At 67.1% G+C, this 13890-nt stretch carries 14 protein-coding genes; 4 read left to right on the top strand and 10 right to left on the bottom strand.

Annotation, left to right across the window (positions count from 1 at the left end; all coding sequences use genetic code 11):
- Positions 1-15: 15 nt before the first annotated feature.
- A complete protein-coding gene (locus tag ABZ293_RS12380; RefSeq protein WP_355179903.1) occupies positions 16-669 on the top strand; it encodes a TIGR03086 family metal-binding protein in 654 nt (217 codons plus the stop codon).
- Between the two features lie 108 nt (positions 670-777).
- Here ABZ293_RS12380 and ABZ293_RS12375 read toward each other — a convergent pair whose 3' ends face one another.
- From ABZ293_RS12375 to ABZ293_RS12360, 4 genes are all read right to left on the bottom strand, one after another.
- Positions 778-1560, bottom strand: coding sequence for an RNA pseudouridine synthase (locus ABZ293_RS12375; protein WP_355179901.1), 783 nt, complete (start codon positions 1558-1560; stop codon positions 778-780).
- A gap of 243 nt (positions 1561-1803) precedes the next feature.
- Positions 1804-2802, bottom strand: a complete 999-nt coding sequence (locus ABZ293_RS12370) for an adenylate/guanylate cyclase domain-containing protein (RefSeq protein WP_355179899.1) — start codon at positions 2800-2802, stop codon at positions 1804-1806.
- A gap of 113 nt (positions 2803-2915) precedes the next feature.
- Positions 2916-5246, bottom strand: a complete 2331-nt coding sequence (locus tag ABZ293_RS12365; protein WP_355179897.1) for a galactose oxidase-like domain-containing protein — start codon at positions 5244-5246, stop codon at positions 2916-2918.
- Positions 5247-5310: 64 nt separating this feature from the next.
- Entirely contained in the window at positions 5311-5916 is a 606-nt protein-coding gene (locus ABZ293_RS12360) for a PadR family transcriptional regulator (RefSeq protein WP_355179895.1), read from the bottom strand.
- 115 nt (positions 5917-6031) lie between these two features.
- Here ABZ293_RS12360 and ABZ293_RS12355 point away from each other — a divergent pair, with 115 nt between their 5' ends.
- The gene (locus tag ABZ293_RS12355; protein WP_355179893.1) at positions 6032-6493 is read left to right on the top strand and encodes a hypothetical protein; all 462 of its coding nucleotides are present in this window, start codon (positions 6032-6034) and stop codon (positions 6491-6493) included.
- A 69-nt stretch (positions 6494-6562) separates the two neighbouring features.
- On the opposite strand, the gene ABZ293_RS12350 is transcribed toward ABZ293_RS12355, so the two are convergent.
- From ABZ293_RS12350 to ABZ293_RS12340, 3 genes are all read right to left on the bottom strand, one after another.
- A complete protein-coding gene (locus ABZ293_RS12350) occupies positions 6563-7954 on the bottom strand; it encodes an FAD-binding oxidoreductase (RefSeq protein ID WP_355179891.1) in 1392 nt (463 codons plus the stop codon).
- A gap of 64 nt (positions 7955-8018) precedes the next feature.
- Positions 8019-8519: a hypothetical protein gene (locus ABZ293_RS12345; protein WP_355179889.1), complete on the bottom strand. Its 501-nt coding sequence runs from the start codon at positions 8517-8519 to the stop codon at positions 8019-8021.
- A 44-nt stretch (positions 8520-8563) separates the two neighbouring features.
- Positions 8564-9469 (bottom strand): LysR family transcriptional regulator, encoded by a 906-nt coding sequence (locus tag ABZ293_RS12340; RefSeq protein WP_355179887.1) that lies wholly within the window; start codon positions 9467-9469, stop codon positions 8564-8566.
- Positions 9470-9593: 124 nt separating this feature from the next.
- On the opposite strand from ABZ293_RS12340, the gene ABZ293_RS12335 reads away from it, so the two are divergent.
- Positions 9594-10820 (top strand): MFS transporter, encoded by a 1227-nt coding sequence (locus ABZ293_RS12335; RefSeq protein WP_355179885.1) that lies wholly within the window; start codon positions 9594-9596, stop codon positions 10818-10820.
- A 179-nt stretch (positions 10821-10999) separates the two neighbouring features.
- Positions 11000-11242, top strand: a complete 243-nt coding sequence (locus tag ABZ293_RS12330; RefSeq protein ID WP_355179883.1) for a hypothetical protein — start codon at positions 11000-11002, stop codon at positions 11240-11242.
- Between the two features lie 167 nt (positions 11243-11409).
- Here ABZ293_RS12330 and ABZ293_RS12325 read toward each other — a convergent pair whose 3' ends face one another.
- The 3 genes from ABZ293_RS12325 to ABZ293_RS12315 form a co-directional block, all read right to left on the bottom strand.
- Positions 11410-11928, bottom strand: coding sequence for a hypothetical protein (locus ABZ293_RS12325; protein ID WP_355179881.1), 519 nt, complete (start codon positions 11926-11928; stop codon positions 11410-11412).
- Positions 11929-12056: 128 nt separating this feature from the next.
- Positions 12057-13040: an aldo/keto reductase gene (locus tag ABZ293_RS12320; protein ID WP_355179879.1), complete on the bottom strand. Its 984-nt coding sequence runs from the start codon at positions 13038-13040 to the stop codon at positions 12057-12059.
- An 82-nt stretch (positions 13041-13122) separates the two neighbouring features.
- Positions 13123-13701, bottom strand: coding sequence for a helix-turn-helix domain-containing protein (locus ABZ293_RS12315; RefSeq protein WP_355179877.1), 579 nt, complete (start codon positions 13699-13701; stop codon positions 13123-13125).
- Between the last annotated feature and the right edge of the window lie 189 nt (positions 13702-13890).

The following is a 13890-nucleotide window of genomic DNA, read 5'->3' as shown; positions in this document are numbered from 1 at the left end:
ATCGAGAGGACTGAAATGACCACCGATTCCGAAACCAGTGCGGTAGCCGCCGAACTGCGCACCCTCAATGAGCTGGGGGCGAGGGTCGATCTCATCGCACTCAATGCGCAGGCCGTGCGCACAAGCATCGATGTTGTTTCCCATGTCACGGCCGCCGATCTGGCCAAGCCGACGCCCTGCGCGGGCTGGACGCTGCACGGGTTGCTGGCGCACATGATCACCCAGCACTACGGTTTCGCGGCCGCCTCACGCGGCGAAGGTGACCTGTCGCTGTGGCGGCTGCGTCCGCTGACCGAGGACCCGGTCGCGGACTACCGTGCCGCCGCCGAACATGTGCTGGCGTCCTTCGCCGAGGACGGTGTGCTCGAGCGGACCTTCCCGTTACCGGAATTCACCCGGGCCTTCGAATTCTCCGGAGCCGAAGCGGTCAGCTTCCACTTCATCGACTACGTCGTGCACTCCTGGGACGTCGCCCGAGCCCTCGGTCGGACAGTGAGTTTCGATGACGACCTGCTCGCCGCCGCATTACCGGTGGCCGAGGTCGTCCCAGGCGGCAATGCTCGGCTGGCGCCCGGCGCCGCGTTCGGCCCGGTGATCGCCTGGTCCGGTGACTCCACCCTCGACGACATCGTCGCCATCCTCGGCCGGTCCCCGAACTGGCCCGCATAGGGCTGTGCGCCCCCGGATCCGGCGGCCGCCCGCGCCGATCAGCCTGCCGCGCACGGGATTGCCCGGTGGTCCGTTTGCGCGGCGCACGAAAAGGTTTGCAGCGCTGAGCTATTCGCTTGGGTGTTCGATGGTGTGCAGCAGGTCGTCGGCATGCTGGAGGACCGCTTCGGTATCAGGAGCGGGCTGGATCGGCTGCCAGAAGTCGGGATTCGGCGTCGCTCGCACGGCGAGTTCCGGGGGCGTGCGCCACGGTGCGGCCAGGCCGAGCTGCCAGGAGTGCAGGTAGGTCCGGTCGTACTGCCCGGACTTGTCGAACAGTGGGTCGCCGAGGATCGGATGTCCGATCCAGGCCAGGTGCACCCGGATCTGGTGGCGGCGGCCGGTGATCGGGCGCACCGCGAGCAGGGTGTGTTCGTCGGTGCGCAGGACCGTCGCGAACCGGGTGACCGATGGATAGTTCTTGGTGGCCAATAGGTCGGCATCATCGACGAACCAGCGGCCCGCCTGCTCGCGAATGCGCTCGCGGGGCGCGGCGATGCGCACCCGGTTCTTGCGCCCGACACTGAGCGGCAGTTCGATGACGCCGCGATCGGGCAGTCCGGTCGACTCGACGATCGCCAGATACGCCTTCTCGGCCGTCTGCTTGTTGAACTGCCTGGTCAGCTGCCCGTGCGCGGTCAGCTCCTTGGCCAGCAGCACAAGTCCAGAGGTCACCTTGTCGATCCGGTGCACCGGATACAGCGTTTCCCCGGCCGCGGCCGCCGCCTCGACGATATCGCTGTCGTGCCGCTCACCGGTCACCGAAATCCCGGCGGGCTTGTTCAATGCCAGCACCGCGGCGTCCTCGGCAATGACGCAGCTCGCACGCAGTTCGGCCCACTCGAAATCCACCGGACGAGCTTAGGACGTGGTCCAGACACCCATCCCAGCCACCATGGAGCGAGTCTTACAAGCGACAGTTCGCGGCCTGTCTCCCGTCCGAGCCGAAGGCTCAGCCGAGCATGCGACGCAGTCGCGAGTCTCGACGGCTCGGACGCGAGGCCCACCCGTCGCCCGACCACCACCCCTCATCGAATCGCTACGCGATGCTGAATCTTCGGGGCCGCGAACACGCAGCGCCGCAGGCGCTGCAAATTAGACAGAGCGCCGCAGTGTGTGTGGACGCAGGCGATTGAAGCCGCGGACGCGCACACTGCGCAGGTTGCGGATATCGAACTCCGGATTGCCCTCCAGCGCGGCGGCGGCGTCGTCATCGACGAGTACGGTGCCGGGGCGGGCGACGCCGGTGAGCCGAGAGGCGATATTGACCACCGAGCCGTACAGATCGCCGAAGCGCTGCAGCACCGGGCCGTATGCCACCGCGACCCGCAGGTCGGGAGTGCCGCCGACCATCATCGTGCTCTCCTGGATGGACAGTGCGATCCGGGCCGCGTCGGCCGGATCCTCGGCCGCGAACATGACCTCGTCGCCGACGTTCTTGATGACCCACCCGCCGTTCTCGGTGATCGCGGCGGTGGTGGTGGATTCGAACGCCTCCAACAGCATCGACAGTTCATCCGGATGCAGATGCCTGGTGAGTCGGGTGTAGCCGACCATATCGGCGAAGCCGACCGCCAACTCCCGCACCGCCTCGCCCGCGGTGGTGCCCGGATCGAGCGAACGCGCCAGTGCGGCGGCGAGGTGACGGCGCCAGGCGTAGGTATTGAGCTGTTCGAGCGTCGAAATGGCAGCCTCGGTGGCGGCGCGGGCGGTTGCGGCCGGATCGGCGCCGGGCCCGGCCGCGGCCATGCGCTCGCCGATCTCGGCGAGCACCATATCGACCTGCCATTCCGCGAGTCGGGCCATACCCTGGCCGAGGGTGCGCGCGGTCGCGGCCTGCTGCCGGGAGTCGGCGGAGGCGAGCACATTGAGTGCACGGAAATTGCGGACCGCGGCGATATCGGCGTCGGTGTAGTCGACCGCGGCATCGTCGACTCCGGCCGGGAAGCCGAGCGCCATCCACAGCCGCTTGGTCAGCTTGGTAGTGGCCCCGGATTGCTCGGCGACCTGGGTCCGGGTGTAGCGGCGCGGTCCGTCGAGCAGATACGACTCCACGATCGACTCGACCAGCTCGGATATCTCGGTGGGCACCATATTCGCCTACCTTACGGGCCGGGCGCGCGGGCGGCGTGGCAACCGGACCGGGTGCTGGGGACCGCACGGTCGGGTCGGTCACCAACTGTGTTCGCGCACAATCGCCGGTGCACTCAGCTCAGGTGCAGCCACTGTCCGGTCGATGGCACGCCCTGGTCGTTCACGACGAACACCAGATACCAGCCCGGTGGTGCCAGCGCCGGATTGGTCGGCAGCGTGATCGTCACCGAATCCGGTGTGGTGCTGGTGAATTCGAGATCGATCAGGCGTTGCTCGTTATCGCAGGAGTGGGTGCAGGCACCCGGGCGGACGAGATTCACCTCGCGCAGGGTGGCGGCGGTGGTCGCGGTGACGGTCCCGCCGTAGGCGGCGGTATCGCTGGCCAGCGCGAGCTGGGGTTGCTCGCCCTGGAACAGATAAGGCGGCCAATAGGTTTCGATGCGCAGTTCCTCGGTCTTGCGCGCCGGATTGGAGCCCGCGGTGATCACCTTGCCGTCGGGGGTGAGCAGTGCGATCGAGTGGTAGAGCCGCGGGACGCGACACGGTGCGGTGTGCATCCAGGTGCCCATGGCCGGATCGAAGATCTCGGCATGCGGTGGTGCGGCGTGCGCCATCTCCTCCATTCCGGAACCACCGGTGGCCAGTACCGTTCGGTCCGGCAGCAATACCGCGCTGAGGTGCATTCTCGGATGGTCCATCGGCGGCGCCGGTTGGTATTCCGGTGCCGCCGCGGTCAGGTCGACGATTCTGGTATCGGCCAGCGCCGGTGCGGGACTGTGCATATCGAAGCCACCGCCGCCGAGGATCATGACCCGCTGTTGCTGCGCGGGTGGCAGCAGCACACTGGTGGACTGATTGCGCGATCCCGGATCGGTGAGGCCGGGCACCTCGACGGTGGCGCCGGTCGCCGGATCCCAGATCGACGGTCGCATACCGTTGTTCGCGCCGTACTGGCCGCCGGTATAGAACAGCCTGCCGTCGGCCAGCAGGACGAGATGTCCGTACATCGGAATCGGGCCGGGCGAGGGCAGCTGGGACCAGGTTTCGGTCCCGGCATCGAACACTTCCGGAATGACGGACAGGAAGTTGTCGGTGCCGAGACCCGATACCGCGACGATATCGCCGTTCGGCAGCGGTGCCAGTGACGGATACCAGCGCCCGAAGGCCATATCCGGCTGGGCATTCCAGGTCGATGTCGCCGGGTCGAAGATCAGCGCGTCCTGGAGTCCATAGAACGGGTCGTAGCGTTCGGTGCCGCCCGCCGCGAGCAGCCTGCCATCCGGCAGGAACGCCTGGCCGACACAGAACAGATCGATCGGGGTGGCGGGCGCGCTCAGCTGCGGCCGCGGGTAATGCCATACCCGCGTGCGGAATTCGTGGGCATCGTGCCGGTCCGGATCGTTACCGGAACCGGCGAAGAACAGCACATCGCCGGTGTGCAGCACGGCGGCGTGCACCGGATTGATCTCGGTGCCGAAATCGAGAATTCGCCACAGGCCCAGATGCGGCGCATGCGTCAGATCGGTCTCCAGTTCGAGCACGCGCAGATAGCCGGCATTGGGACCCTCGGGTGCGTCGATGGTGAATACCACCAGCTCCGGTGCCGCATCCGCATGTGGCAGCAAAGCCACTGCCGCGCCTTGGTTTTCGGCGAATCCCCAGTCCGTCCCGGTCCACCCGCTCCAGCCGTCGACCGCGTGCCCCGACCCCTCCAGACCCCAGCCGATGGTGTAGACACCGGCATTCACACCGTCGGGATCGTCCACCGCGAAGACGATCAGCTCCGGTCTGCCGTCGCCGTCCAGATCCGTGGCCGTGATGCCTGCGCCCTGGTTCTCCCACCCGTACCAGTCGGGCACCTCGACCCACGGCGTCCATTCACCGACCGCACCGTCGGCGGTCAGGCCCTTGGCCAGTCGGAACTGTCCGCTGTTCTGACCCGGCGGATTGTCGACCGTCAGCAGGACCAGGGTGGTCCGGCCATCGATGGAGGTGAGGCAGATATCGGCCCCTTGGTTCTCCCACCCGTACCAATCCGGTACGGCGATCCACGGCGTCCACCCGCCGGTCACCGTGCCGTCGGCGTCCAGATCGCGCCCGATCCGGTAGAAACCCTGGTTCTGGCCGGGCGGATTGTCGACGAGGAAGACCACCAGATCGGGCCGACCGTTGCCATTCAGATCCCCGATGGCGATGCCAGCGCCCTGGTTCTCCCAGCCGTACCAATCCGGCACCGGCAGCCACGGACCCCAACTCTGCGTCGTTCCATCGGTGGCCAAACCCTTGCCCACCCGATAGGACCCGGTGTTCTGGCCCTGTGGATCGTCCACCATGAGCACGACGACATCGGGGTTGCCGTCACCATCGATATCCGCGACCGCGATCCCGCAATCCTGGTTCTCCCAGGCGAACCAGTCGGGCACCGGGACGAATTTTCCTGCCACGCAATCCATCATGGCCCCGCACGCGCCAAAGTGCGTGTCGGGCACCGAAGTTGGCCGGTCCGGTCTAGGGCTCCCGGTACGGCAGCAAGGATTCCCTGGACCAGGTCAGCGTGCCCGCGGCCAGATCGGCGATAACGCTGTCGAGCCAACGCAATTCGGCTTCGGTGACTGCACGCTGGTACTCGTCCTCCAGCATCACCACCCGGGGCAGCTGCATCGCGGCGGCCTGCGCTGCATCGGTATCCATGTCGGCGAGCTTCGTGCGCACCGACTTTGCGCGCCGTTCCAGTTCGATGCGGGCGCCGTCGGGGCCGAGCAGCATCAGAAATGACAGTGCCGCAGGGAAGTCCGGATATTCGTTGCGCGGTTCGCCGATCATCTCGGCCAACCAGCTGGCGCAGGCCGCGCGGCCCGCATCGGTGATCTCGTAGACCGTGCGCTCCGGATATTGCTGATCGCGTCCGGTCTCGCGGACGGTGACCAGCCCGGCCTCCTGCAGTCTGCCGATCGTCTTGTACAGCGCGGCGCGCTGGGTGACATTGACGACCTTGTCCTTGCCCCACTCCTTGATCCGCCGCTGGATCGCATAGGGGTGCATCGGTTCCAGATGCAGGATGCCGAGCAGCGCCATCGCCAGGGGCGAGCGCTTGAACTGCGTCGATGCCGTCATACCGACCATTCTAGTGGTGTCCGGACAACTAGGGTCTCAAAAACTAGTTGCAAAGCAACTAGTTCATATGCCACTATTAGTTCATCAGCGGAAGCCGCCCGAAAGGAACAGAGAAATGACTGCCAAGACCCCCACCCGGATCCACGTCGACCACGAGACCACCAAGCGCCTCGGTGACTGGACCGACGCCGATGCCTTCGACGTCACCGCTCGCTACGGCAGCGTCGTCATCGACCTGCGCTCGCCGCTGATCACCGGCGACGGCGAGATCGTGGTGCACGCCGACCTCGACCACGCCATGGTCAAGCTGCTCGTCCCCGACGACGCCGTCATCGACCAGACCGAACTGCGGTGGACCGGGCGCGGCCGGGTCAAGGACTTCGCGCGGCCCAAGGATGTCGCGGGCCGTGTCATCCGCCTCACCGGCACCAGCAACCGGAGTGAATTCCGGGTGCACCGCGCGGGGATCGCGGTGCTGTCGGCGATGTTCTCGCGGGAGTTCTTCGAGGATGCGCGCCGGGCGCACCGGGAGGGAACCCACCCGACCGTCGCCGATCCGGCCAACGCCCCGCGTTGATCCGCGCCGAGCTCAGTGACCCGGCCTCGGCGGGTACCGAGGCCGGGCACTCGGCATTTCGGTGCCGATTCAGAGTGCGAGTGTCGGGTGCAGCCGGTTGTCGGGATCAGCGGCGGTGCGGATGCGCCGGAGTCGGTCGAGATTGTCGGCGAAGTAGCGGCGGGGGGAGTCCGATGGTTCGAGATAGTTGACGTATGCGCCGGCCGAATGCGAACCGAGATTTCGATGGGCATCGGCGATCCAGTGCCCGGTGTCGACGGGATCGTCGATGATCCACTGCAGGACGGCCGCGTGGTCGCGCCACGGGAAAACCGTTGCTTCGCTGGGGAGATCGCGCACCGCGCCGTCGAGTGGGTCGATGAGTACTCGGCCGGGCGCATCCGCGAGCGTGGTGAGGGTTTCGACGATTCGGTCGGCCAGATCGGTCGAAATATTCGCTACGACATCGGATCCCGCGACCGAGCAGGTGCGCGGTGCGTCGCTGTCACCGGCGAGTGCACCGAACGCTTCGAGATGGTCGAGGGTCTGTCGCTGGACGGTCAGCGGGTCGGTACCGGTGGCCGCGGTCAAGGTGCGGGTGTGTTCCGCGCCGGTGTCCGCGGGACAGACCAGCAGGACGGCGCACTCCATGGTGCCGTGGCCGTCGGTGGATGCGTCGATATTCGCCCAGGCGCTGCGGTCCGCAGTCGACAGCCAGTCGGCCCAGCCGGTGATCACCCGTGCCAATCGCTCGGCTGAAAAGGTCAGGCGCACTATGTCTTTGGGGATCGCGGGGCAGGTCAGGAAGGTCAGCGAGGTGACGACGCCGAGTTGCCCGCCGCCCCCGCGCAGCGCCCAGAACAGGTCCGGGTCGCTGGTCGCGGAGGTTTCGGCCAGCTCGCCATTCGCAAGCACGATGCTTGCCGAATCGAGCCGGTCGCATGACAATCCGTGCCGCCGCGACTCGATGCCGATACCGCCGCCGAGGGTCAGGCCGGTGATGCCGACCGTCGCACAGGTGCCGAGGGGGAGGGTCTGCCCGAATCGGTGCAGACCGTTCTGCACATCGGATAACGAAGCTCCGGCCCCGACGGTGACCCGGCCGCCGTCGTAGCGCACATCGCGCAGCTCGCGCAGATCGATGACCAGCGTTTCGTCCGCCGCGGACGCCCCGACATAGGAATGTCCGCCACCGCGCGGCGCGATCCGCAGTCCGGACTCCGCCGCGAGCGCGACCGCCGCGCGCACATCCTCGACCGAGGTCACCTGGACAACGGCGGCCGGAGTGTTCGTGTCGAACCGGGAATCGAAGAGTTGTTTCGCCGAGGCGTACCCGGTGTCGCCCGGCAGCAGCATACGGCCGCGCAGTCCGCGCCGGTCCGTGGGTTGTGCGGTGGCAATGCCCGACCACGCCGGGAATCCGGAGCTGGCCAGCGCCGCCCCGGCTCCCAGTGCGCCGCGCAGAAACGACGCCCGTGACATGCGATTGCCGATGTGATGGACCCTATCGCCGCGGCCCGCCGTCGCCGCGCCGCCGCACCGACGGCTATTCGAGATCGGATAGGACCTGCGCCGTGTCGAGGCCGGTCGTCAGATAGTTGACGAAGAATTCGTTGTTCAGCGCATAGGGCGAGCGCCGCCGCCGGATCAGGGTGATCGCGTCGCCGACCGAATAGCCCAGGTCGAGCAGGGTCTGTGCGACCACCAACCCCGACCGGTTGTAGCCGTACTGACAGCGCACCATGACTCTGCGCTGCGCGCGGACCGCCGCGGCGGCGATCGCGGCCAGCTCACGCGCCGCCGCCAACTGCTCGGCGTGCAGCGGCGCATCCGGTATCGCGAGGTGATGGTGTTCGACCCCGGGCCCCGGCCCGTGCCCGTCGGCCTGGAAAAGGCTTATCACCACATCGAATTCAATGCCGACCACCGCGGGCACCCGTACTCCGTCGCCGTTCCCGTAATGATGTCCGCCCATCCACAGTTGCGGCACGATCTCATCCCACGGCGCATCCGCGTCGGGTGTCTGCATACCTTTGATCTGCACCATCGCTGCCTCCCCGCGGCTACCGGCCCAGACCTGCCGGGTCGGCCTCATTCCACGGTACCGTCGGCCAGCGCCGCCGCAATAGCCTGGGAAAACGCGCGGATACGGGCGGTTTCCCGATTGCGATGCCAGACCAGGCCGAGACGGGAGGCCGCGAGTCCGGTGATCGGCACAAAGGTGACGGACCCGCGCCGATGGTCCGCGGCGGTCGACGCGCACAACAGCATGGCTCCGCGCCCCGCCGCCACCTGTGCCAGGCCCTCGGCCAGCGTGGCGACCATCGGCCCGGCCGCTACCGCACGTCCGCTCGGGGTGACCTCCAGTGCCTGCGCCCGCTGCCAGTACTGCGGTGCTGGCCCGCGCACGCCGATCAATGGGAACTGCCCGAGGTCTTCCACATCGAGGCTGTCGTGTTGTGCGAACGGGTGGTCGCTGGCGACCGCGAGTGTCTGCGGGTTCTCGGAAAAGACCTGCCCGAGAACGAGATCCGCCTCTCCCATCGGGAGCAGGACGAGGGCGGCGTCGACCTCGTCGCGATACACCGATCCGAACGGGTCCGATAGCGGGATCTCTACCAATTCGGTTGCGCAGTCGGGATGCCTACGGTGGAACAAATCGATGCCATTGCGCAGATCATCGTTGTAGGACCCCTGGAAACCGACGCGCAGCAGTCCTTTCACGTCGCGCGCCGCGGCCCGCACGCCGTCCACCGTTGCCCGCAGCGCCTGGTATGCGGGACGCAGATCGGCGAGGAAATCCTCGCCCAACGGCGTGAGCCGCACCCGACGGCTGTTGCGCTCGACGAGCCTGGCACCGACCCGCTGTTCCAGCGCTCGCAAGAGCTGGCTGACTCGGCTCTGCGACAGGTACAGCCGGGCACCCGCGCGCCCGAAATGCAGTTCCTCGGCCAGTGCGAGAAATGCCTCCAGCTCACGCACTTCCAGGGTGCCCATATCTGTCCCTTCGCCTTCGCCGCGAACCCGGATCGGCCGCTGACGTCGGTCGATGAGCCCAGCTCATGGAACGATGAGAACTTCGCCGTTGTTTCCGCACCGTGCGATCTCTTGAGTGGATGACATGACACAAGTGCACGATGTCGCGAAAACGGTATCGCCCCAGGCGAGTTCAATGCCGGAGCTTTCGACGCTGCGTGGCTGGCTCGGCGTCTGCGCGGTGGCGGCGGGCACCTTTACGGTGGTCACCGCGGAGATGCTGCCGGTCGGCCTGCTCACCCCGATCAGTGCCGCACTGCGGGTCACCGAGGGCACGGCCGGACTCGCGCTCACGGTCACCGGCCTGGTGGCTGCCGTCGCCGCGCCGCTGCTGACCTCCGGTTTCGGCCGCTTCGATCGGCGTTGGGTGGTATGCGCGCTGCTCGCCGTGCTGGTGCTCGGCAATCTGGCCGCCGCATGGTCGCCGGTCTTCGCGGTGCTGGTCGTGGGCCGGGTGCTCGTAGGCATCGGAATGGGCGGCGTCTGGGCGATGGCGGCGGCGGTCGCGGTCCGGCTGGTGCCGCCCGAGTCCGCGGGGACCGCCACCTCGGTGGTCTTCAGCGGCGTCGCCATTGCCTCGGTGCTCGGCATTCCGGCGGGCACCTTCCTCGGTGCACTCGCCGGTTGGCGCATTGCCTTCGTCGCCGCCGGGTTGCTCGCCCTGCTGGTGTTGCTCATGTTGGCGGCACTGCTACCGAACCTGCCCGCAGACCGTGCCGTCTCGCTGCACGGTGTCCTGCGGCTATCCGGCAACCCCCGAGTGCGGACCGGCCTATTCATCGTGGCCTTCCTGGTAACCGGTCATTTCGCCGCCTACACCTATATCCGTCCGATCTTGGAGGACCTGGCCCACGCCCATCCCGCCATGATCGGCGCATTGCTGCTGATCTACGGAATCGCAGGCATCCTGGGCAATTTCGTCGCGGGCAACTACGTGGTCCGCGCACCGCGCGGCACCCTGCTGATCATCAGCGCGGTGCTCAGCGCCTCCGTCCTCGCGCTACTGGCCATCAGCGGGTCGCTGATCGTCGCCGCACTGCTGATGGTCGTCTGGGGCCTGGCCTATGGCGGTGTCTCGGTGAGCTCGCTGACCTGGTTCGTCGCTTCGGCCCCCAGCCACCGCGAGGCGGCATCCGCCCTGCTCACCACCGTCTTCAACGCCGCCATCGCCTTCGGCGCACTACTCGGCGGTCTGCTCGCCGATCGCCTCGGCATCACCGCGGTGCTGTGGCTCGGCGGGGCACTGGCCGGTGCGGCCCTTTTGATCACTGCCTTCGGCCGAGCTCCGAAAGCACCCCGAGCCATTGCGTGAGCTTCGGCGCGGCCCGCGTACTTCGAGGGCCCTGCGGTAGCCGGAAATACGAACCGCCACATGGTGTTTCAGGTATCCAGCGTGCTGGCCCCGGTTCCAGGGGCAGGTCTTCTCCACCAAGATCATCGTCTCGATAACGTGCCAACGAACGGACCCCTCACCATTCGGAAAGGATCGACATGATGCGCACCCGCCTACGTGCCGGACTCTTCATCGCCACCTTGCTCCTGGCCCCCATGGCCGCCACCATCCCGGCCTCAGCCATCCCCCTCGAACCGGCCGCCTCCGCCGACCAGTCCACCCCCATCGACCAGTCCACCCCCATCGACCAGGCCACCCCCATCTGGAAGGTCTGCACCGCCCAAATCCCCGACCTCGTCTGCTTTCTGACCTCCTTCTCCGCCAGCGGCCCCGTCCACTAACCCCCCAAAAAAGGCGAGAATGCGCTAGTGCAGGGGCTCTCGACGTTTGCCTGCACGAGCGCATGGTGATCGCTTGTCCGGGGTTGGATTTGCTGGGTCGTGGGGGGATGGTCGCTCGAGAGAATGGGTGCCGGGCAAGGCGTGGCACCCATTCGGTCGAGGGAGATTCAGGCGAAGCGGACTTCGGTGATTCCGATTGACGCGGCGCGGACATTGCCGGACAGACACGGTCCGGTCATTGCGGTCGGGTTGATGATGCCGCCATCGTCGATGGCCATCTGCGTGCCGGAGCCGGGGCCATCGACGATGACCACGGTGTTGGTGTTCGCGGCAACCAGACCGCCCTGGACGCGCCAGGGGCCCCGGATCCGACTGACCTGACCATTCGACCAGTTGATCGAACCGTCGATATTTCCGGTGACGCCGAAGCAGCTGCCGGTGCCGTTGAAGGTGCCGCTGACTGTGGCGGTGGGGGCGGGGGTGCCCGAGCAGCCGTTGAGGTTACCGCTCCACGTCGCGGTGGTCGGCGCACTCGTCATGCTCAATGGGCTGGTGGTGAAATCGAATTGGCCGTCGGAGCAGCCTCCGGCGATCGGATCGGCCGTGGCCTGCGCTGCACCGAAGGCCGTGGTGGCGAGTGCGGCGGCAGCAACCGATGCTGTCGCGATCTTCCGGGAAATTGCCATGTAATTACCTTCTCCTGTTGATCGGCTGTGACCTGATGGAGCAGCTAACGACTAGCAAAAGCGGGAAGATCGTAATCCGTTCGCCGCAGGCCCGGACCGGCGCCCACCGAAAAGCGCCGTGACCAGCGTCAGTGCCCGGCGGCCCTGGCGAGGTGTTCGGGATAGCGGGCCCCGGCGAATGCGGTTGCGGGGGCAGCGGCGTCGATGCGGGCGAGATCGTCTGCGGTCAGTGTGATCTCGACGGCGGCGACATTTTCCTCGAGGTAGGTGCGGCGCTTGGTGCCCGGGATGGGGACCACATCGTCGCCGCGGCTCTGCACCCAGGCGAGGGCCAACTGTCCTGCGGTGATGCCCTTTTCGGCGGCCAGCTCGCGCAATGCCGCGACAATGGCGAGGTTGCGGTCCAAGTTCTCCTCGGCGAATCGCGGCAGGCGGCGGCGCATATCGTCGGCGGGCAGATCGGCGGTGGAGGTGATCGCGCCGGTCAGGAAGCCGCGGCCGAGCGGTGAGAAGGGCACGATGCCGATGCCGAGTTCCCGGCAGGTCGGCAGCACCTCGGCCTCGATATCCCGTGTCCACAGCGACCATTCGCTCTGCAGGGCGGTCACGGGGTGGACCGCGTGCGCGCGGCGGATGGTCGCCGCCGCGGCCTCCGAAATGCCGAGGTAGCGCACCTTGCCCGCTTGTACCAACTCCGACAGCGCGCCCCAGGTCTCCTCGATCGGGACATTCGGGTCGACCCGGTGCTGGTAGTACAGGTCGATGTGATCGACACCGAGCCGGGCCAGCGACGCATCGCAGCTCTGCTGCACATACGCCGCATCGCCGCGGGCGCCCATGGATCCGTCCTCGCCCCAGACGATGCCGAATTTGGTTGCCAGTACTACCTGTTCGCGGCGGTCGGCAATGGCCTTGCCCACCAACCGCTCGTTGGTCTCGGGGCCATAGACATTCGCGGTGTCCAGCATGGTCACGCCCAGATCCAGCGCACGGTGGATGGTGGCGATGGATTCGTCATCGCTATCGCGCACGCCATAGGCCTGGCTCATACCCATGCAGCCCAGTCCCTGCGCACCGACGGTCAGCTGTCCGAGCTTCCTGGTCGCAATCATGCTGGCTCTCCTCCTTGGTCGACGATCGAGTGACGTACGTTCTCGACGCTACGACCTGGAGTGCCCTCCAAGTCAAGACAATTCAGTTGGCGAAGGAGCCGGTGACGACCGGGGCGACGAACTGTTCGAGCATCGCACGCTCATCGGCGTCGTCGCGACCGGGGGCGGTGAGCAGCGACATGATGATGCGGGCCAGCCAGCGCGCCAGGCGGGAACGCTCGGGATCGGTGGTCGGCGGCAGCAGACCCGCGGCAATCGCCTCGATGACCTCGGAGGATTGCCCGATCTCATTGGCGATGCCCGCATCGCCCGCGGTGAACCAGGCGATGAGTGCCGGATCGGCGCGGACCTCGCGCAGTGCGGCGAGCATGACGGTGACAATGCGCTCGCTCGGGTCGGTGATATCGCGAGCCTGCTCGGCGACCGCGGCCGCGACCCGACGAGCCTCGCGGTGCACGAACGCGATTCGCAGAGCTTGGCGGTTCGGAAAGTAGCGATACAGGGTGGCGCGCGAACAGCCCGCGGCCTTCGCGACATCGCCCATGCCGGTATTCGCCACACCACGCTCGACGAACAGCTGTGCGGCGGCGTCGAGAATCTGTTCTGCCGCAATATCGGCGCGCCTGGGGCGCAGCCAATCTCCGGGTCGCGCGCCCGTCACCGAGCTACCCCGCATCCGAATGCTGCATTCACGGCGTTGCCTGGGGTGGTGTGTGGTTCGGGTGCTGTAGTTATGGCGTTGCCTTGGGTGGTGTGTGGTCCGAATGCCGCATTCATGGCGTCACCTGGAACGGCGCGTGGTCCGAATGCCGCATTCATGGCGTCACCTGGAACGGCGCGTGGTCCGAAT

Source organism: Nocardia sp. NPDC005998 (assembly GCF_040614395.1).
Classification (GTDB): domain Bacteria; phylum Actinomycetota; class Actinomycetes; order Mycobacteriales; family Mycobacteriaceae; genus Nocardia.
This window is presented reverse-complemented; position numbering and strand designations above follow the sequence as displayed.